At 73.4% G+C, this 19790-nt stretch carries 17 protein-coding genes; 6 read left to right on the top strand and 11 right to left on the bottom strand.

Annotation, left to right across the window (positions count from 1 at the left end):
- Positions 1 to 148: 148 nt before the first annotated feature.
- Together ACI1MP_RS04695 and ACI1MP_RS04700 are read right to left on the bottom strand one after the other, a co-directional pair.
- Positions 149 to 373, bottom strand: coding sequence for a helix-turn-helix domain-containing protein (locus ACI1MP_RS04695; protein WP_404870765.1), 225 nt, complete (start codon positions 371 to 373; stop codon positions 149 to 151).
- Positions 374 to 811: 438 nt separating this feature from the next.
- On the bottom strand, positions 812 to 2614 hold the full coding sequence (locus tag ACI1MP_RS04700; RefSeq protein WP_404867788.1) for an AMP-binding protein: 1803 nt from the start codon (positions 2612 to 2614) through the stop codon (positions 812 to 814).
- Between the two features lie 95 nt (positions 2615 to 2709).
- On the opposite strand from ACI1MP_RS04700, the gene ACI1MP_RS04705 reads away from it, so the two are divergent.
- A complete protein-coding gene (locus ACI1MP_RS04705) occupies positions 2710 to 3354 on the top strand; it encodes a response regulator transcription factor (protein WP_100584758.1) in 645 nt (214 codons plus the stop codon).
- A 36-nt stretch (positions 3355 to 3390) separates the two neighbouring features.
- Here ACI1MP_RS04705 and ACI1MP_RS04710 read toward each other — a convergent pair whose 3' ends face one another.
- Complete coding sequence (locus tag ACI1MP_RS04710; protein WP_404867789.1) at positions 3391 to 4749, bottom strand: ATP-binding protein; 1359 nt, start codon at positions 4747 to 4749, stop codon at positions 3391 to 3393.
- 224 nt (positions 4750 to 4973) lie between these two features.
- Between ACI1MP_RS04710 and ACI1MP_RS04715 the strand changes: the two genes are divergently transcribed.
- A complete protein-coding gene (locus ACI1MP_RS04715) occupies positions 4974 to 7040 on the top strand; it encodes a SpoIIE family protein phosphatase (RefSeq protein ID WP_404867790.1) in 2067 nt (688 codons plus the stop codon).
- Positions 7041 to 7064: 24 nt separating this feature from the next.
- Here the strand turns inward: ACI1MP_RS04715 and murQ are convergent, their stop codons facing one another.
- Positions 7065 to 7973 (bottom strand): N-acetylmuramic acid 6-phosphate etherase, encoded by a 909-nt coding sequence (gene murQ / locus ACI1MP_RS04720; protein WP_404870766.1) that lies wholly within the window; start codon positions 7971 to 7973, stop codon positions 7065 to 7067.
- A 213-nt stretch (positions 7974 to 8186) separates the two neighbouring features.
- Here murQ and ACI1MP_RS04725 point away from each other — a divergent pair, with 213 nt between their 5' ends.
- Entirely contained in the window at positions 8187 to 9704 is a 1518-nt protein-coding gene (locus tag ACI1MP_RS04725) for an ArnT family glycosyltransferase (RefSeq protein ID WP_404867791.1), read from the top strand.
- 1 nt (position 9705) lies between these two features.
- Here ACI1MP_RS04725 and ACI1MP_RS04730 read toward each other — a convergent pair whose 3' ends face one another.
- From ACI1MP_RS04730 to ACI1MP_RS04760, 7 genes are all read right to left on the bottom strand, one after another.
- Positions 9706 to 10647 carry a DUF5996 family protein gene (locus ACI1MP_RS04730; protein WP_189272130.1) on the bottom strand — a complete coding sequence of 314 codons (942 nt, stop codon included), beginning with the start codon at positions 10645 to 10647 and terminating at the stop codon, positions 9706 to 9708.
- Positions 10648 to 10769: 122 nt separating this feature from the next.
- Complete coding sequence (locus ACI1MP_RS04735; RefSeq protein WP_404867792.1) at positions 10770 to 12413, bottom strand: condensation domain-containing protein; 1644 nt, start codon at positions 12411 to 12413, stop codon at positions 10770 to 10772.
- Between the two features lie 5 nt (positions 12414 to 12418).
- Positions 12419 to 13297 (bottom strand): hypothetical protein, encoded by an 879-nt coding sequence (locus ACI1MP_RS04740; RefSeq protein ID WP_404867793.1) that lies wholly within the window; start codon positions 13295 to 13297, stop codon positions 12419 to 12421.
- Positions 13294 to 14109, bottom strand: a complete 816-nt coding sequence (locus ACI1MP_RS04745) for a 4'-phosphopantetheinyl transferase family protein (RefSeq protein ID WP_404867794.1) — start codon at positions 14107 to 14109, stop codon at positions 13294 to 13296. Before ACI1MP_RS04745 ends, ACI1MP_RS04740 begins: the two co-directional genes overlap by 4 nt.
- Complete coding sequence (locus ACI1MP_RS04750; protein ID WP_404867795.1) at positions 14106 to 14981, bottom strand: hypothetical protein; 876 nt, start codon at positions 14979 to 14981, stop codon at positions 14106 to 14108. Before ACI1MP_RS04750 ends, ACI1MP_RS04745 begins: the two co-directional genes overlap by 4 nt.
- A 2-nt stretch (positions 14982 to 14983) precedes the next feature.
- The gene (locus ACI1MP_RS04755; protein ID WP_404867796.1) at positions 14984 to 15307 is read right to left on the bottom strand and encodes an acyl carrier protein; all 324 of its coding nucleotides are present in this window, start codon (positions 15305 to 15307) and stop codon (positions 14984 to 14986) included.
- 131 nt (positions 15308 to 15438) lie between these two features.
- Complete coding sequence (locus ACI1MP_RS04760) at positions 15439 to 16371, bottom strand: 3-oxoacyl-[acyl-carrier-protein] synthase III C-terminal domain-containing protein (protein ID WP_404867797.1); 933 nt, start codon at positions 16369 to 16371, stop codon at positions 15439 to 15441.
- 196 nt (positions 16372 to 16567) lie between these two features.
- Between ACI1MP_RS04760 and ACI1MP_RS04765 the strand changes: the two genes are divergently transcribed.
- The 3 genes from ACI1MP_RS04765 to ACI1MP_RS04775 all read left to right on the top strand — a co-directional run bounded on the left by ACI1MP_RS04765 (position 16568) and on the right by ACI1MP_RS04775 (position 19727).
- Positions 16568 to 17743, top strand: coding sequence for a glycosyltransferase (locus ACI1MP_RS04765; protein ID WP_404867798.1), 1176 nt, complete (start codon positions 16568 to 16570; stop codon positions 17741 to 17743).
- A 220-nt stretch (positions 17744 to 17963) separates the two neighbouring features.
- The gene (locus tag ACI1MP_RS04770; protein WP_380332849.1) at positions 17964 to 18917 is read left to right on the top strand and encodes an ATP-binding cassette domain-containing protein; all 954 of its coding nucleotides are present in this window, start codon (positions 17964 to 17966) and stop codon (positions 18915 to 18917) included.
- Between the two features lie 45 nt (positions 18918 to 18962).
- Positions 18963 to 19727, top strand: a complete 765-nt coding sequence (locus tag ACI1MP_RS04775) for an ABC transporter permease (protein ID WP_043911405.1) — start codon at positions 18963 to 18965, stop codon at positions 19725 to 19727.
- Positions 19728 to 19790: the final 63 nt, after the last annotated feature.

A 19790-nucleotide genomic window follows, 5' to 3' on the forward strand; every position in this document is an offset into this window, starting at 1 on the left:
GCGGGGTGTCGTACAGCGCCAGGACACGGTGCATCTTGACGATGAACTCCGGGTCGGTGGACGCCTTCCAGGTGGTGGTGGTCTTCCAGGAGACCTTGCCGGCGCGCAGGATCCGGCGCACGGTCTCCCGGCTGATGGCCGCGGTCACCTACTGCTTGACGAGGTGGTCGGCGAGCTTGCTCAGGCTCCAGGTGGAGAACGCGGTGATCTTCCAGTCGGCGGGGGACGTCCGGGCGATCAGGCAGATATGCTCGCGCACCTCGTCACTGATCGTCTTGGGGCGTCCCCCGCTCCATTTTGGGTCAATCGCGTCCAGCCCCTGCTCGTTGAAGGCGTGGATGACATCGCGGACGTAGTCCTCGCCGACCCGCATCAGCACGGTGATGTCCTTGACCGTCTGACCCCTGGGCGGACATCAGCACCACGATCGCCCGACGAAGTTTCACCGGGTCCTTCGCCCTCCGGCTGATTCTCTGCAGCTTCCGGCCCTCCTCCATGCTCACCGGCCGGACGAACACACTCGGTCGACGCCCCACGACCACCTCCAAAATCAGATCTTGGGGACAGTCTGCTGGCCGATGGGCAACAGGTCGACTACCTGGTCAAGCCTGCGTGACGAGCCACTAGCGGCACGCACCGGGAGGTTGGCAAGCGCTTTCCGCGCCCGTTCCCCCGACCGAACGGGAAACCGCTTTCCACACCTCCCTCCCGATGGTTCGGCAGGGCACGCGGAAAGCGATTTCCGTCTCCAGCGGTTCCGTCCCACGGTTCCGTCCCGCGGTTCCGGCAGCCGAAGCGCTGACGCGGCCCGTCAGCCCTGGCGGAGCTCCGGGAAGTCGCTGTCCAGGTACTCGTTCGGGTTGCGGTCGCCGACGCGCTCCGCCTCGTGGGTGCGCAGTTCGACGCGGCGGATCTTGCCGGAGATGGTCTTCGGCAGGTCGGCGAACTCGAGGCGGCGGATCCGCTTGTAGGCGCTGAGCTTCTCGCGGGTGAACCCGAGGATGTCGCGGGCGAGTTCGGGGCTGGGGGTGCGGCCGTCGACCAGCACCACGTACGCCTTGGGGACGGCCAGGCGCAGCGGGTCGGGCGAGGGGACGACGGCGGCTTCGGCAACGGCGGGGTGCTCGATCAGGACGCTCTCCAGCTCGAACGGGGAGATCCGGTAGTCGCTGGCCTTGAAGACGTCGTCGGCGCGGCCGACGTAGGTGATCCAGCCGTCGGCATCCCGCGCGGCGACGTCGCCGGTGCGGTAGTGGCCGTCGCGCATGGCGTCGGCAGTGCGTTCGGGGTCGCCACGGTAGCCGCGCATCAGGCCGAGCGGACGGTGGGCCAGGTCGAGACTCAACTCGCCTTCCTCGGCGGGCTTTCCGTCGGGGTCGAGGAGGGTGACGCGGTAGCCGGGGAGCGGCCGTCCCATCGAGCCGGGCTTGACGGGCTGGCCGGGGGTGTTGCCGATCTGGCAGGTGGTCTCGGTCTGGCCGAAGCCGTCGCGGAGGGTCAATCCCCAGGCGGCGCGGACCTGTTCGATCACCTCGGGGTTCAACGGTTCGCCGGCGCCGACGAGTTCGCGCAGTTCGGTGCGGTGCGCGCCCAGGTCGGCCTGGATCAGCATCCGCCAGACGGTGGGCGGGGCGCACAGCGTGGTGACCCGGCAGCGGGCGATCACGTCCAGCAGCTGCTGGGCGTCGAACCGGCCGTAGTTGAAGACCAGGACGGTGGCCTCGGCGTTCCACGGCGCGAACAGGTTGCTCCAGGCGTGCTTGGCCCAGCCCGGCGAGGAGATGTTGAGGTGGACGTCGCCGGGGCGCAGTCCGATCCAGTACATGGTCGACAGGTGGCCGACCGGGTACGAGGCGTGGGTGTGCTCGACCAGCTTCGGCTTGGAGGTGGTGCCGGAGGTGAAGTACAGCAGCAGCGGGTCGTCGGCGAGGGTGATTCCCTCCGGGGTGAAATCCTCGGCTGCGGTGTCGACCCGGGCGTAGTCGTGCCAGCCCTCGGGGGTCTCGCCGGTGCCGCCGACGGCGATCCGCAGCGGGGCGCCGGGGAGGCCTGCGAAGCGGTCGGCGACCTCGGCGGCGGCGATCACCGCGCTCACCTCGCCGCGTTCCAGGCGGTCGGCGAGGTCCTCGGCGGACAGCAGCAGGGTGGCGGGGATCAGCACCACGCCGAGCTTGATCGCGCCGAGCATCACCTCCCACAGCTCGCTGACGTTGCCGAGCATCACCAGCACCCGGTCGCCGCGCCCGAGTCCGAGTTCGCGCAGGTGGTTGGCGACCTGGTCGGAGCGGCGGGCGAGCTGGTCGAAGGTGTGCACGCGCTCGCTGCCGTCGGCCTCGACGACCCACAGCGCGGGCTTGTCGTTGCCGCGGGCCATCGGGTCGAAGTGGTCCAGGGCCCAGTTGAACTCGCCCAACTCCGGCCATTGGAAGGTGCGGTACGCGGTGTCGTAGTCGGTGGCGTGCTGCCACAGCACCTCGCGGGCGGCGTGGAAGTTGGCCGCCGACGTGGCGCGGTCGAGCCGCGCCCCGGTCCCGGAGTCCGCGCCGGAGGCGGCGCCGTCGCCCGGCCGGGACGGCGGCTGCTCGTTGTTGTGGACGTTCTCGGCTGAGCCCATGGCCTGACCCCTCTGTGTTCAGTTACCGTCGCACCCAATATTTCCGCCGGCCCCGGGTCTGCGGTCCCCCCACCTGGAGAGGAGAGTTCGCTCGGATGGCGGATGGCTCCACTGGTCGTACCGTACGGGTCCTGGTGGTCGACGACCATCCAGTGGTCTGCGACGGCGTGTCCGCGCTGATTCGGCGGGCCGAGGACGTGTCCGTGGTCGGCTCGGCCCGGACGGCGCGCGAGGGCGTGGCACTGGCCGCGTCGCTGCGCCCGGACGTCGTGCTGCTGGATCTGCGGCTGCCGGACCTGCCGGGTTCCCGGACGGTGCCGCTGCTGCGGGCGGCCGCGCCGGATGCCCGGGTGGTGCTGTTCACCGCGTTCGAGGACCGGGACGCGCTGTCCGCGGCGCTGGCGGCGGGTGCGCACGGCTGCCTGCTGAAGGACGTCACGGACACCGATCTGGTCGCCCAGCTGCGGCTGGCCGCGGCGGGCGGGCGGGTGCTCGACCCGCGGCTGAACGGTTCGGCCCCGGCCCAGTTGCAGGCGCGGTTGTTCGGGTTGTCGCTCAGCCGGCGCGAGTACGAGGTGATCCGCTCGGCGGCGACCGGCCGCACCAACCCGGAGATCGCGGAGGAGCTCGGGCTGACCCGGAACACCGTCAAGACGTATCTGCAGACGGCGATGCAGAAGCTCGGGGCGCGCAACCGGGTGGAGGCGATCCGCCGGGCGCAGCAGGAGCAGTTGCTCTGACAGGGCGGGCGCGGACAGGCCGGCCGGTCAGGCCGGTCAGGCCGGGTGGTGCTGCGGACGGGTGGACGGCAGCGGGAACGGGTCTCCGGGGAGCGGAAGTTCGCCCCGCAGGGTGGTGCCGTCCTCGTCGCTGTGCAGGTGGAGGCTGCCGCCCAGGCGTTCGTACCGGGCGCGCAGGCCGGGCAGGCCGGCACCGGTGGCCGCGGTGTCGACCTGGTGGTCGGCGGCCACGTCCACGGAAAGCGATTTCCCACCAGTCCCCGGGAGCGGGTTCCCGGCGCGAACCGAAAGCGGGTTCCCGTCGCATGCGGAAAGCGATTTCCCGTCGTACCCGGAAAGCGGTTTCCCGTTGGGTTCGGGGCCCGGCCCGTCGTCGATGACGGCGAGGCCGAGGCGGTGCCGGTCGTGGGTGAGGGTGACCGCGACCGAGCCTGCCCGGGCGTGTTTCTCGACGTTGAGCAGCCCCTCGGCAACGGTGCGGCGCAGCAGGGCGGCGCGTTCGGGGTCCAGGCGCGGGACGGGTCCGATGGGGATGAAGGCGGCGGGAGTCCCGGTGCGTTGTTCGAAGCTGCGGAGCGTCTCGGCGAGGTCGGCGGCGAGGCGGTCGCCGCCGCACTCGCCGTCGTCGGCGGTGGGCCGGTCGCGGTGCAGGCGGGCGACGGCGGCACGCAAGGTCGCGGCGGCGTCGCCGAGTTCACGTTCGAGGCGGCGCAGGCGGTCGGCGATCTCGGGGTGGTGGGCGGTGTCGGCGCGCAGATCGCGGACGGAGCTGCCGAGGCCGAACAGCATGGCGCCGACGCCGTCGTGGAGTTCGGCGGCGATCCGGCGGCGTTCGCCGGTGACGGCGGTGTCGGCGAGGGTGGCGGCGCCGTCGGCGACGTCCACGGCGAGGGTGGCGAGGTGCGCGAGTCGGGTCAGGCCGTCGATGGCGCTGTCGCCGATCTGTCCGCTGCCGCGGATGGCGCCGTAGAGGACGCCGCGGGCGGGGCCGGTGCCGATCGGGAGGCCGACCATTCCGGTGACGGCTTCGCTGCCGACCTGCTGGTCGAAGTCATGGGTGATGCGGCTGGAGCGGTAGTAGTCGCTGACCGCGACGGAGCTGCCGACGGCCGCCACTCGGCCGCCGAGGCCGAGGCCGAGCGGGATCCGCAGGTCGTGCAGGGTGCTGTGGAGCGTGCCCGACCAGGCGCGCAGCACCAGATCGCGGCCTTCCACCAGCCCGCCGAGGCCGAGCTCGAACCCGTGCTCGGCCCGAGCCCGTTCCGCGATGGCCCGGAGCATGCGCCGGGTGTCCAGCATCCCTATCCGGTGGATCCGTGCACGCTCGATCCGGTCCAGCTCGGCGAGCGCGGCCAGCACCTCGGCCTCCCGTTCGCTCCCGCCACCGCCGTTCATGCGCGGCAGCGTACCGGGTCCACACATCGACGCCGATCCTCCGATCGCACGGTCCGATCACCGTCGTGCCCGGGGCTGCGTCCCGCGGGTCGCCACCACACCATCGATCGAACACCTGATCCGTACCGGTGCCGGTGCGGCGTGGCGGTTTGAGGCCCCTGCGTCGCGGAGCGATGCTGAGGGCATGGCCTGGGGGTTGCTGCTCCGAAGGGGAATGTGCGGACATGGCGACACGGGTACCGGGCCGTGCGGCCACTGCGACGGTGGACGGCGCCGGCTCGATCACGGGATGGTCGGCGGCGGCCGAGCGCATGTCGGGGTTCTCGGCGGACCGGGTGCTGGGCCGTTCCGCGTTCGCCCTGCTCGCCGGCGACCCGCCGATCGCCGTGCTGCGCGCGGTGGTTCGGCGTGAGCCGTTCACCGGGATGGTCCGGCTGATCCGCTCGGAGCGCGATCCGGTGGCGGTGGAGTTGGCGATCGTCCCGGTGCGGACGGCGGGCGGCGAGCCGACCTGGGTGGTGTCCGCGCAGCCGTTGCAGCCGCTGGGGGTCGATCCGCCGCCGATCACCGAGGTGCCCGAGCGGGAGACCCGTCCGGAGGATCTGGCCAGGCGCCGACTGGCGATGCTCGGCGCGGCCGGCCTGCGGATCGGATCGACCCTTGAAGTCCGGCGCACCGCACAGGAGTTGGCGGATGTCGGGACGGAGGACTTCGCGGACTTCGTCGGCGTTGACCTGCTGGAGCCGGTGTTCGGCGGCAGTCCGCCGTCCAACGCGGGCCTGGTGTTCTACCGGGTGGCGCAGCAGTCGGTACTACCCGGCTCTCCGGAGTCGGCGGTGGCGGTGGGGGCGCGTGACGTGATCCTCCCGGAGTCGCCGATGGCGCAGGTGCTGTCCTCGGGGCGACCGGTGCGGACGGACATGCGGGACCCGATCGTGCGCAGTTGGATCGAACAGGAGCCGCAGCGGCACGAGTCGACGGCGGAGTTCGGGATCCATTCGTTGCTGCTGGTGCCGTTGACGGCACGCGGGGTGACGCTGGGCGTGGCGATCTTCCTGCGGCACCGTTCGCCGGAGCCGTTCGACGACGACGATCTGGTGCTGGCCACGGAGCTGACGGCGCGGGCGGCGCTGTCTGTGGACAATGCCCGCCAGTACACCCAGCAGCGGGACACCGCGTTGGCCCTGCAGCGTTCGCTGCTGCCGGCCCGGACGCCCCGGCAGGCGGCGGTGGAGGTGGCGTTCCGCTACCTGCCGGTGAGCGGTCGGGACGGGGTGGGCGGCGACTGGTTCGACGTGATCGCGCTGTCGGGCGCCCGGGTGGCGCTGGTGGTGGGCGACGTGGTGGGGCACGGGGTGCCCGCGGCGGCGGCGATGGGACGGCTGCGGATGGCGGTGCGGACGCTGGCCGACATCGACATTCCGCCGGACGAACTCCTCACCCACCTGGACGACTTGGTGCTGCGGGTGGATCTGGAAGAGCTGCCGGACAGCACCATGACCTGGGCGGGCGGCAGCGTGGGCGCGACCTGCCTGTACGCGGTGTACGACCCGGTGACGCGAACGTGCACGATGGCCCGGGCGGGCCACCCGGGTCCGGCGCTGGTCGGCCCGGACGGCGCGGTGACGTTCCCCGAGCTGCCGCCGGGCCCGCCGCTGGGCCTTGGCGGACTGCCGTTCGAGGCGGAGGAGTTCGCGATCCCGGAGGGCAGCGTGCTGGCGCTGTACACGGACGGCCTGCTGCGGGCCTCGGAGTTGCGCGGCGACCCGACACTCGGCCTGGACGGACTGGCCTCGGCACTCGCCGAGCCCGCGAACTCCTTGGAGGAGCTGTGCGACCGGGTGCTGTCCGCATCGCTGGGCCCGGACGCGCCAAGCGACGACGTGGCGCTGCTGCTGGCCCGCACCCGGGCGCTGCACGAACAGGACGTGGCAGACTGGGAGTTGCGGCGCGACCCGGCTGAGGTGGCCCGGGCCCGCAAGCTGGCCGCGGCGGCGCTCGCCGAGTGGGGGCTCGAAGAGGCGGCGTTCGTCACCGAGTTGGTGGTCAGTGAGCTGGTCACCAACGCGGTCCGTTACGGACAGCCGCCGATCGGCCTGCGGTTGATCCGGGACCGCGGCACGCTGATCTGCGAGGTGTCGGACGGCAGCAGCACGGCCCCGCATCTGCGCCGGGCGCGCACCTTCGACGAAGGCGGCCGGGGTCTGCTGCTGGTGGCGCAGCTCTGCCGGAACTGGGGCACCCGGCACACGCCGCGCGGCAAGACCATCTGGGCGGAACAGCAGCTCTGAGTCCCCGGCAGGATCCCCCCGGATTCAGCCTGTCAGCGCGGCCCGGACGGCCTCGCGCAGCCGTCCGTCGTGCCGGTCGAGCAGCCCGGCGGCGGTGGCGGCGTCCACGTCGGCGAGCAGCAGCAGGATGGCGTCCTTCACCTTTCCGCCGGTGGCGTCGAGCGCGGTGGCGACGTCGGCGGGTTCGGCGTCGGTGGCGAGGGCGACGATGCGGCGGCTGCGGTCGCGGAGTTTCTCGTTGGTCGCGCGGAGGTCGACCATCAGGTTTCCGTAGGTCTTGCCGAGTCGGATCATGGTGATCGTCGAGATCATGTTGAGCACCAGCTTCTGGGCGGTGCCGGCCTTCAACCGGGTGGAGCCGGTGAGCAGTTCGGGGCCGGTGACGATCTCGATGCCGTGCTCGGCGGCGGCGGCGAGCGCGGAGCCGCGGTTGCCGGACACCCCGATGGTGAGGGCGCCCAGGGCGCGGGCGTGCTCGACGGCGGCGACGGCGTAGGGGGTGCGGCCGGACGCGGAGATGCCGACCACGGTGTCGTCGGCGGTGAGGTGGAGGGCGTCGAGGTCGGCGCCGGCGGCGGAGCGGTCGTCCTCGGCGTTCTCGACGGCGGCGGTGAAGGCGGCGGAGCCGCCGGCGATCAGTGCGACGACCTGGCCGGGCGCGGTGTTGAAGGTGGGCGGGCACTCGGCGGCGTCGAGGACGCCGAGTCGGCCGGCGGTTCCGGCGCCGGCGTGGATCAACCGGCCGCCGCGGCCCATCCGTTCGGCGATCGCGTCGACGGCGGCGGCGATCGCGGGCAGTGCGGCGGCGACGGCGTCCGGGACGGTGCGGTCCTCGGCGTTCATGAGCCGGGCGATCTCCAGGGTCGGCAGCAGGTCGATGCCCGCGTGCTCGGGCCGCCGGGTCTCGGTGGCCAGTCCGGCGAGCGCGGCCAGGTCCGCGGCCGGCTCGGCGGCACCGGGCCGGTTCGGGGCCTCGGTGGACGAGAGGGGCAGGTCACTGGGGTGCGGGGTGCCGTTCACAGCGCCCGAGCCTAACCGTGCGCCCGCTGCCGAACAATCGCTCTCCGTCCCCCGGTTGCCACATCCCGTCGAAGCTTTGCCGGTCCGTCCGGTGGCACGGCGCACCGGGTCTGGCACACTCCCGGCATGGACATTCGGGGGGATGGATCCACTGGCGCCTCGACGCCCGTCGGACTGTCGCGGCTCGCGTGGCAGCCGGTGCTGGCCGTCGCAGCGGGTGTCGCGGCGCTCCAGGCGGTGCTGCTCGGGCAGTACGGCTTCCACCGTGACGAGCTCTACTTCCTGGCCGCCGGGCGCCACTTGGCCTGGGGCTATGTCGATCAGCCGCCGCTGACACCGCTGTTGGCCCGGTGGTCGACGGCGCTGTTCGGCGAGAGCCCGGCGGGGCTGCGGGTGGTCGCGGTGCTGCTGGGCGCCGCGACGATCGTCCTGACCGCCCTGGCCGCAAGGGAGTTGGGGGCGCGGCGGGGCGGTCAGGTGTTGGCGGCGGCGGGTGCGGCGGTGTCGGCGATGGTGCTGGCGCTGGGTCACATGCTGTCCACGGCGAGCTTCGACCTGTTCGCGTGGACGGGTATCGGGGTGCTGGTGCTGCGGCTGCTGCGCACCGGTGACCGCCGCTGGTGGGTGGCGATCGGCGCGGCGGTGGGTGTCGCACTGCTGAACAAGGATCTGGTGCTGCTGCTGGCGGCGGCGCTGCTGCCGGCCGTCTGGTTCACGGGCAACCGGCAGGTGCTGCGCGGGCGTTGGCTGCCGGCGGGTGCACTGTTGGCGGTGCTGGTTGCCGCGCCGAACCTGTACTGGCAGGCCCGGCACGGTTGGCCGCAGCTGACGGTGGCGTCGGGCATCAGCGGCCAGGACGGCCTGGCCGACCGGCTGACCTTCGTGCCGATGCAACTGCTGTACCTGTCACCGGTCCTGGTGCCGGTGTGGCTCGGCGGCCTGCGCCGGCTGCGGCAGGAGCCGGAGCTGCGCTGGGCGCGGCCGTTGGCGTACGGCTACCTGGGGCTGTGCGCGCTGGTGCTGCTGCTCGGCGGCAAGCCGTACTACGCGTTGCCGCCGCTGCTGCTGGTCATGGCGGCCGGGTGCCAGCCGGTGGTGGACCGGATGTGGCCGGCGGCCCGCAGCCGGGCGCGGCTGGTCGGAGTGCTGGTACTGGCGGTGGCACTGAACGCGGTGATCACGCTGCCGGTGCTGCCCGCGCGTCAACTCCCGCTCGTGGCCTGGGTGTACAAGGAGTCGGCGGAGCAGGTCGGCTGGCCGGAGCTGGCCGCGGCGGCGGGTGCCGGTTGGGCGTTGGTCCCGGCCGAGCAGCGCGGCCGCGCCGTGGTGTTCGCCGCCGACTACGGCGAGGCGGGCGCGTTGGCCCGGTTCGGCGGCGACTACGGCCTGCCCGCGCCGTATTCGGGCCACATGTCGTTCGCCGACTGGGGTCCGCCGCCGGATTCCTCGACCGGACCGGTGCTGCTGATCCACCCCGCACCGTACCCGCAGGTCGAGCGGGCCTTCACCGGCTGCCGCGAGGTCGCCCGGGTCGACAACGGCCGCGGCCTGGCCAACGAGGAGCAGCACGCCCCGGTCCTGCTGTGCGACGGACCGGTCCGGCCGTGGTCGCAACTCTGGCCGCAGCTCCGGCACTTCTACTGACCTATGCGGGCGGGGCGGTCCGCAGCACGCTGTCGGTGACGCCGCCCGGGCATTCGCGGCGGCGCCCCCAGCCCGCCAGTTCGGCGCCCGCGCGGTAGGCCGAGTTCAGGAAGTCGAGCGCGGTCGCCCACGGGTCGTCGGCGGTCCGGACGTCCGCGTACTTCAGGAGAGCGAGGTGGCTGCCCCGGTTCACGGTCCAGGAGGCGGCCGCCGGGTGCAGGGGGCGGGTGGCGAGGTCGGTGGGTTCGGGCGCGGTGTAGCAGTAGAAGGCGGGTTCGGGGACGTTGTCGTCGCCGAACCAGAAGCCGGAGCTGATGACTTCGCGGGAGTAGGCCTCCCGGGTGACGGGGTCGGCGGCGGGCTGGTCGATCTCGCGGTCGGAGAAGCGGGTGACGGCGAGGTCGAAGGTGTGCCAGAAGTGGTGCACGGGGCTGGTCTTGCCGGAGTAGCCGCTGGCGTACTCCTCCAGCAGCAGGGCGACCTGGCTGAGGATGTGCCAGTAGGTGGTGACGGCGGCCGGGTCGTAGCTGCGGTGTTCGTCGTCGTCGGCGAACGGGCGGTGGCTGTCGGGCAGGTCGTACGGGTAGGGGTGTTCGGGGACGATGTCGATGTCGAGGTGGATGAGGGCCCGCAGGGTGTCGCGGTAGAAGTCGCCGACGGAGCGGCCGATCAGCGGGAAGGAGTCCTCGCGGCCGCCGAGGGTGCGGAGGTACAGGCGGTGGTCGGTGAAGTCGAAGTCGATGGTGAAGGCGTCGCCGCCGCGGGTGGGGCCGGTGGGGCGGGTGGTGATGCCGCGTCCGGTCAGGTGGTAGGGGACGTTCCACCAGTGGTTGCGGCGGGGGCTGCCGGCCAGCCGGATCTTGCCGATGACCTGCGCGAATCGGTGCAGGGTCTCCTTGGTGTCCCGCCAGGACTCCAGGGGCAGGGGCGGGAAGAGTTCCATGGTGCGCTCCGGCTGGGGGTGGGTCGCGACGGGTGTTGCGTCCCATCCTCGCGGGGCGGGCCGCGCCGTCCGGGTGCGACGCGCCCGGGCGGCGGGGAGACTGCTCCACCCGGGTGCCGCGGTCAGTCCCGTCCGCTGCCGCTGCCGCCGGTCAGCTGGTAGCGGTGCGGCGCCATCGCGGTGTCGTGCCCGGGCAGCGCGGCCATCACTGCGGCGTGCGCCTGCTCGGGGGTGAGCGCCCGACCGCCGGTGTCGACCGTTGCCGTCAACTCACCGCCCTGCCAGTGCACTTCGACGTCCTTGGCGTCGAGCGCGGCGCGCAGCAGGTCGGCGACGGCGTCCAGGTCGATCCAGTTGGCGCCGATCTGCTGCCAGCGGGCCTTGTCGCGGCAGCCGACGGGGAGGCCGGTGAGGGCGGCGAGTTCGCCGTCGGGGCCGAGGCGGACGGTGCGCCGGCCGGCCAGGTCGAGCAGGCGGAGCAGGGCGTGCGCGAAGAGTTCGGTCTCGTCGCGGTCGAGGACGTCGGGGTGGGTGTGCAGGGTGAATTCGAGGCAGCCGGCGGTACGCCAGATGTTGAGCATCAGCCGGGTGGGGGTGGGTTCGGCGGGGTACCAGGCGAGGTCGGGGTCGGTGGGCGGGTCGGGCCTGGTGGCGGCGACGCTGTCGGGGACGGTGGCGCTGAGGTCGTTGACGACGACGTGGCGGGCGAACCGGGCGCCGCGGCGGCGGGCGACGTCCTCGATCAGCTGCCAGATGCGTTCGGCGTCGAAGGTGGCGTGCCAGTAGCCGGACAGCGCCTGGGCCTGGGTGCGGCCGATCAGGGTGTCGAGGTCGGGGCAGTCGGTGTCGACGGCGAGCAGGGCGTCCTGGGCGAGGGTGCCGATGTGCTCGGCGAGGCCGGGGCGGTGGCGGTTCGCGGACAGGGCGGCCATCACCACTGTGCCGCGGGCGGCGCGGTGCGCGGCCAGGGCTGCGTAACATGCCAGCAGGACGGCCGAGTTGGAGGCGCCGCTACGCCGGGCGGCGCGGACCAGGGCGGCGGCCCCCGCGGTGGAGCGGACGCCGAGCGTGGGCAGCTGGGTGTCGTTGGGGCCGATCCGGTCGTCGGCGAACACGGCGGACGGCTGGTCGGCGAGGATGTGTTCCCAGTGCCGGAGCGCGGCGCGGGTGCGGCGCTGCCCGGAGCTGGACCGTTCCTGCTCGGCGACCTCGATCGGGGTGGGCGCGGCCGGCGGGGGCAGGGTGCCGCCGGCCGCCAGGGTCAGCCACTCCTGGTACAGCAACCCGGTGGCGACGCCGTCGAGTTGGGCGTGGCAGATGACCACGGCGAGCAGCACCGGGAGGTCGTGGCGGGTGAGCAGGGCGAACCGCAGCGGAAAGTCCTCGGCCAGGTCGAAGGCCTGGCGGCGGCCGTCCCAGCAGTAGCGTTCGGCGCACTCGGCCGGGTCCTCTTCCTCCCCGAGTGCGATCACCCGGACGGTGAACTCGCCTGCCGATCTGACGCGTTGGCGCTCGGGCTGGCGATCGGCAGGGCCGGGGAAGACGGTCCGCAGGGCGGCGTGGCGTTCGGCGAGGGTGCGCAGCGCAAAGAGACAGCCCGCCAGGTCGGCGGCGGCGGGGACGGTCCAGGTGGCCTGCTTGTTCATGTGCGAGGGTTCGTCGTGGCGCAGGCAGCGGATCATGTTGTCCTGACCGAGCGTGAGCGGGCCCTCGGCCTCGGCGACTTCGACTCCGAACTGCACCACGACGTCTTGCTGTTGGGACACGCGCGTCAGTCTCCGTTCAGGGCGGTTCTGATGGCCTCGGGCCAGTCGACGGGGCGGGAGCCGTGGGTGTGCAGCAGGGCCAGGGCGATCCGGTCGAGGCCGAAGGCGGTGCAGGCGGTGTGGCCGGGCGCGCCGTCGGCGGTGAAGGCGAAGGCCTCGCCGAAGTGGTCCTTGTGGATGTTGGCGGAGGCGATCGCCTGCACCAGTCCGTCGGCCACCGGGACCCGCAGTTCGAACTTCAACTCCTGGGCGCGCTGCGCCGCTTGGTAGAGGCGCCGGCCGCCGCCGAAGAACGGGTCGTCGGCCAGGTCGATCGACGGCTTGAGGCCGAGCGTCTCCAGCCAGTCGGCGACCCGCTGCAGCCAGTGTTCGCGCCAGTGGAGGCAGTGGGCGGGAGGGCCGGCGGTGACGAGTTCGGCCATCCGGAAGGTGCGCAGCCGGCCGGGTTCGGCGGTGGCTTCCTGCCGGAAGCACTGCGCTTCGACGCTGAACCGGGCGGGGTGGCGGAGGTCCTGGCCGGTGAGGGTGGCGTACACGGGGTAGCAGGCGGCGGGCAGCAGGACCAGGTCGGACACCGTCTGCCGGTCGTGCCAGGGCCCGGATTCGGCGATCAGCGGGGCGAGTCGACGCCAGTCGGCGGCGCTGCCGGCGTAGCTGTGCACGGTGCCGAGCAGTTGCGGGAAGGAGGCGACGTACCCGGCCCGTTCGATGGTGGCGCGGGAGATCACGGGTGGCACGACCAGCCGCTCGAACGGTTCGTCGGCGGCGAGCCGGGCGATCGCCTCGCGCAGCGCGCCGAGCAGCTTCTCATAGGCGGCGGGCTGGAGTTGGACGCCGGCGGCGGCGGTGGGCAGCGGGGTGGCGTCGTCGGGGTGGCGGGTCATGGTCTGCCTTCGAGGTCGGGCCGACGGGTGGCGGGGGTGCGATGGGCGCCGGAGCCGTCGACGCGATGGAGGTGGTGGGGGTCGAAGCCGTCGACGCGATGGAGGTGGTGGAGGTCGAAGCCGCCGACGCGACGGATGCCGAACTCCACGGCGAGGTCGGCCGGGTAGGAGAGCAGCCGCGGCCGGACCGGTCGGCTGCCGGTGCGGGCGGCGGCGGCCCGGTGGCCGGGCGGTGCGGGCAGGTCGTGGACGGTGCAGGGCCCGAGCGGCCCGTCGATCCGGTACGGGCCAGGGCCGCCGACCGGCCCGGCGTGGGTGCGCAGCCCGTCGACGAGGCGACCGCCGTGGGCCTTGGTGTACGCCTCCTTGCGGGTCCATCGGCGGGTGAACTCCGCGGCCCCGCCGCCGGTTTCGGATGCCGGGTAGTAGCGCCGGGCAAGTCGGGCGGCCGCATGGCCGCTGGGGACGGGTTCCAGGTCCACGCCGATCTCGCCGTCCCCGTCCGCACGTTGCTGGACGGCGAACAGCGCCCACCGGCCTGCGGTGCTCAGGTTGACGCTCAACTCGCCTTCCAGGCCGACGGGTTCGGGGCGTCCGTGCGGGCCGCGCCGCCACCGGACGAGCTCCGGCGGGACGCCCGCGGCAGCGGCGGTCAGCAGGCGGGCGGCGGCGTGCGCGGCAAGGTAGCGGCGCCGACCCGGCCCGTCGGGGGTGCGGGCGGCCCGGGTGCGTTCGTCCGGGTCGATCAACTCCCCGAGAGCGGCGGCCTGTTCTTCGGTGATGTCGGTGGCGATCAGCCAGATCTCGGTCATCCGGCGGGCTCCTCGGGCGTCCAGCAGGCCAGGTCGAGCCTGCCGGTCTCCGGCTCCCGGTCGGCGAGCGCGAGCGGACGTCCGGCGAGCCGGGGATCGGCGAGTGCGTCGGCGAGGGCGGCCCAGCCCCCGGTGTACGGGTTGCCCGGTCGGGCCCGCCGGGTCTCCGCACCGCCGGGCGCGGGGACGTCGACCAACCCGGGGCCGAGCACCAGCAGCGCCCGCACGGGCAGCTCCGCTTCGAACTCCGCTACCGCTTGCATTACTTGACCGGCAGTCACATCGGCGCGACTGTCGAGCAGTTGGAGCGCCCGGCCTCCCCCGCCGGACTCCCAGAGCAGCGCGGAGGCGGAGTGCCGGTCGGGCAACCGGGCCGGGCGGTGCGGCCGGTGGTGCAGGTCGGCCTGTTCGACGGCGATCAGCAGGGCCCGCCGCGCGCCGCCGGTGCGGGCGTAGGCGTCGGCGATGCCGAGCGCACTGAAGGTGCCGCCGACTCCCTCGTCGCAGATGGCGAAGGACAGCGGCTCGCCCGGGCACACGCCGGCGAGCTGGATCGCCACCGACTGCCCGGGGCGGACGTCGGGCGTGGCGTACACCAGCGCCAGCAAATCGACCGGGCGGGCCGGATCCACCAGCTGGCGCACGGCGAGTTCGGCGAGCGCGGCGTAGGACTGGCCGCGGGCTCCGGCCAGCGCGTCCTCGTCCAGAGCCACCCCGTAGGGGCGGGAGAGGTCGGCGGTGAAGGTGCGCAGGTCGGGGTCGGCGGCGAGCGGGGAGCCACCGGTCAGGTCGAAGGCGCGGGCGGCGGTCAGGCGCAGCGGGGAGGCGGTGCGCGGCAGGGTGGTGGCGGGCAGCGGTCCGCGGACGCGCACGCTCAGTCCTCGGCGATGACGTGTCCGGCGACGAAGCCGGCCAGGGTGCCGACCGACCGGAGGTCGTCCTGGTCGATGCCTTCGACGTCGATCTGCACGTCGAGATGGTCCTCCAGCTCCAGGATGAGTTCCAGGGTGGCGGCCGAGGTGAGGCCGACCTCGTCGAACAGGCAGGCGTTCTCGGTGACTTCGGGCAGGTCGCGCTTGAGGACGCGGGGCAGCAGCAGCAGGATCCCGTCGAGTGCGCGGCTGCGCAGCTCGGCGTCGACGGCGTCGTCGGCCGGATCCTGCACGAGGGCGGAGGAGTCGGTGGCGGAGTCGGTCATGGCGATTCCCTGTCGGCGGGGCCCGGAGGTGCGGGCCGGGTGCGGCGCTCACGCGGCGGCCGGTGGCGCGGCTCCTTCGCCCGGGCGTGCCGGACCAGGGGGCGGTGGCGCCCCCCGGTTCGGAGCGGGCCTCAGTGCTGGAGCACCATGGCGGCGAAGGTCGCGCCGAGTCCGGACGCGGCGACCAGGTAGCGGTCGCCGCGGCGGAGCAGGCCGCGGCCGGTGGCGGTGTGGTGGTTGAGCAGGATGTCGGCGGCGAAGCTGTGCCCCACCGCCGGGACGTTGTCCAGCACCACCCGGTCGGGCGGGTACCCGATCCGGCGGCAGATCCGTTGCCAGGAGATCCGGTTGACGTTGTGCGGGAGCAGCAGCCGAATCGACTCCCAGCTTTCGCCGGCTTCGTTCAGCGCGGCTTCCATCACCGCGATCACCAGGTCCGGGTAGCTGCGCTGGTAACGCGCCATCAGCTCCGGATCGTCGGCGAGTCGCCCGTCGAACTCGCCGCGCTGGTCGACCGCGTAGGACAGCACGCGGTCGCGTTCGCCTTCGGCCCGTACCAGAGCGGCCGCCGCCCCTTCGCCGAAGAGGGCGGCGTCCGGGACGATGCGGGCGTCCCGGGTGAAGGTCTTCTCGCCCGCCAGGATCAACGCCAGCGCCTCGGGGTCGGGGTCTGCCGCCAGCAGCCGACCGGCCACGTCGAGCGCCAACAGCGAGCCGGCGCACGCGTGGTGGGTGATGGTGAAGGCACGGGCGTGCGTCAGCCCCAGACGGCCGAGCGCGTCGTGCAGCGGATTGTGCGGGTAGGGGGCCGCGATCGGCAGGCTGCGCGCGTGCAGCACGTACTTCACGCGGTGTTCGTTGCCGGACAGCTGGGCCAGGGCCTTCGCTGCGGCGGTGAGCAGATCGGTCAGGTCTCCGTCGCGGTCCACCCTGACCTGGTCGAGGCCGTGGAACCGGCGGAAGAGCCCGATCTGACGATCCGTCAGTCCGAGGCGTTCTCCGACCAGTTCGATCGGTTCGGCGACGGGCGGAAGGTGGACGGCGACTGCTTCCAGAGCGGTCACGCGGGCTAGTATTCCCACGCCTCACCGGCCCGCACAAGGGATCTCCGGCGTTTCCTTCCCGACTCCCCCTTGTGGTCTGTACCACTTCTCCGTCGTTGGCACACGACGCACGCAAGTCTGTTCGCCCGGCCCGGCGATTCCGGCCGCACGCCGCGCAGTCGAATGCGCCGCCCACCCCTCTCGAGAGGATTCCCCCATGCCCGCACCCACCTCCCCCGGGGGCGCGTTGCGCCTGTTGATCGTGGCGCCGCCGCTCGCCGGGCACCTGCTGCCGGCCCGGGCCCTGGCCCTGGCCTGGGCCGCGCGCGGGCACCGAGTCGCCTGGGTGGGGCCGGAGTCCGCGCTGCGGCCGGTGCTCGGGCCGGACGCCGTGGTGCATCCCACCGGCGCCCGGCTGTTCCGGGAGCAGGCGGTGGGCGGGGCGGCGGCCGTACGTTCGCTCTGGGACGGCTTCGTGGTGCCGCACACCAGATTCACGCTGGGCGCGGTGCGACGGGCGGTCGAGCAGTGGCGGCCGGACGTGGTGCTGGTCGACCAACACAGTCCGGCGGGCGCGCTGGCCGCGCACGGCGCGGGCGTGCGATGGGCGTCCTTCGCGCCGTCCTCGCTGGAGATCGGCGATCCGCCGTTCGGCGACCGCGAGTTGGCGTCCTGGCGGGACGAGGTGCTGCACGGCCTGTGGGAGCGGGCCGGCCTGCCCGCCGCCGAGTTCACCGACCCGCGCTTCTCCCCCGGCCTGGTGATCGCCCCGACCTGCCGGGAGCTGGCCGGGCTCGACCGGGTGCCCGCCGAGTACGCCCTGGTCGGGCCACTGCTCGCGGACCGGCCCGAACCGCCGTTCCCCTGGGACCGGTTGACGCCGGGACGTCGCCGGGTGCTGGTCACCATGGGCACGCTGTCGGCCGAGGTGGCGGGCGATTTCCTGCACCGGGCGGCCGCCGCGCTAACCGAACTCCCGGACGTGCAGGCCGTGGTGGCGGGCCCGCCGGACGCCGGTCTGCCGCCGGGCGCGGTGGCCTGCGACCGCGTTCCGGTACTGGAACTGCTTGAGCGCGGGGCGGTGGACGCCGTACTGTGCCACGGCGGGATGAACACCGCGGTCGAATCCCTCGCCCACGGGCGGCCGTTGGTGGTCGCCCCGATCCGCCACGACCAGCCGGTGACGGCCGGTCGGCTGGCCGCGCTCGGCGCGGCCGTCCGGGTCGACTTCGCCATCGCCACCTCCGGAGAGCTGCGCGCGGCGCTGCGCTCCGTTCTCGACGACCCCTCGTTCCGCACCACCGCCCAGCTGCTCGGACGTCAACTCCTGGCGGGCGGCGGCACAGTGGCGGCCGTCGAACGGCTGGAGCGGTTCGCCCGCGCACCGCGCTGAGCACCGGATCCGCCCACCTGGTCCAGACCATTGTCGGCGGGCGGGGCCGGGCCCTAGGGTCTGCTCCGGCATCCGCCGCCCCTCCCCGGGAGCACCTCCCCGCCGCTTCCGAACCCGCCGCTTCCGAACCCACTGCATCCGAACCCACTGCATCCGAACCCACCGCTTCCGAACCCACTGCATCCGAACCCACCGACCAGCACAGGAGTCCGGGTTGATCGTGACCAAGGGGCTGCGCAAGTCCTTCCGGCCCCGCCGCGGCGCCGCCACCGTCGACGCGGTGCGCGGCATCGACCTCGACGTCGCGGAGGGCCGGATCTACGGCCTCCTCGGCCCGAACGGCGCCGGCAAGACCACCACGCTGCGCATGCTCGCCACCCTGCTGCCGCCCGACGGCGGCACGGCCACCGTGGCCGGCGCCGACCTGCGAACCGACCCCGGCGAGGTCCGCCGCCGGATCGGCTACGTCGCCCAGGGCGGCGGCACCACCGACCACGCCACCGCCCGTGAGGAACTCGTCCTGCAGGCCCGGATGCACGGCATCCGCAAGGCCGAGGCACTGCGACGCGCCGACCAGGGCCTGGCCGCCTTCGACCTCACCGAGTTCGGCGACCGCCCGTGCCGGACCTACTCCGGCGGCCAGCGCCGCCGCCTCGACCTCGCACTGGGCGTGGTCCACCGCCCCAAGGTGCTGTTCCTGGACGAGCCCACCGTCGGACTCGACCCGCGCAGCCGCGCCCAGGTCTGGGCGGAGGTCCGCCGTCTGCGCGATCAGGGCATGACGGTGCTGATCACCACCCACTACCTGGACGAGGCCGATGCCCTGTGCGACCGGATCGGCATCGTCGACCACGGCGGCATCGTCACCGAGGGCACCCCCGAGCAGCTCAAGCAGCAGATCTCCGGCGACGCCGTCACCATCGGCCTCCCCGATGCCGGGGCCACCGCCCGGGCCGCGCACGTCCTCGCCGAACTCCCCTGCGTCCGACGCCTGGAGGCGCTGCCCGAGGAGGACGGGCTGCGCCTGCACGTGGACTCCGCGGACACCGCGATCCCGCAGCTGCTGCGCGCGCTGGCCGCCGCCGGCCTGGAACCGGACCACGTCCAGCTGCAACGCCCCAGCCTGGACGACGTGTTCCTCGCCCTCACCGGCCGCTCGCCGGTCCACAGCTGACACCGCACCGGCCCCCGCCGCCGCCCCGACGTCCCCGAGGTCCCCGTGAAGCTCGCCCGCGACACCTGGCTGGTCTACCAGCGCCAACTGCTCCTGATGGCCCGCTCACCGGCGTGGCTGGCCGTCGGACTGCTCCAACCCCTGTGCTACCTCCTGCTGTTCGCCCCGCTGCTGACCTCCGCCCTGGCCGCCTCCGGCGCGCACAGCACCGCCGACGCCTACCGGATCTACGTACCCGGCCTGCTGTCGGCGCTGGCCGTGATGGGCGGCCTGTTCACCGGCTTCACCCTGCTCGGCGAACTGCACGCCGGCATCATCGAACGCTCCCGGGTCACGCCCGTCAGCCGGGTCGCCCTGCTGCTCGGCCGCGCCCTGCGGGAGACCACCGCGCTGCTCGTCCAGTCCCTGCTGATCGCCGTCCTGGCCATCCCGTTCGGGCTGACCGTCGGCTTCACCGATCTGCTGCTCGCCATGGCGCTGCTCGCCCTGATGGCCCTGATGGCCTCCTCGGTCTCCTACGGCCTCGCCCTGCTGGTGCCCACCGACGCCGCCCTCGGCCCCGTCGTCAACACCATCGCCCAACCCCTGGCCCTGCTCTCCGGCACCCTGCTGCCGATCGCCCTCGCCCCGGCCTGGCTGCGCACCGCCGCCTCCTGGAACCCCTGCTACTGGGGCGTCGAGGGCATGCGCGCCCTGTTCGCCGGCCACCTGGACGCGCCCGAGGTCTGGCGCGGACTGCTGCTGACCGGCCTGATGACGGTGCTCGCGGTGGCCTGGGCGGCCCGTCTGTTCGCCCGCCGGATCCGCTGACACCTCCTGGAAAGCAGCACTGATCGGGGCCCGGCGAGGTGTGCCGGGCCCCGATCAGCGCTG

Origin of the sequence: Kitasatospora griseola, assembly GCF_044999035.1 — a bacterium.
Lineage (GTDB): Bacteria > Actinomycetota > Actinomycetes > Streptomycetales > Streptomycetaceae > Kitasatospora > Kitasatospora griseola.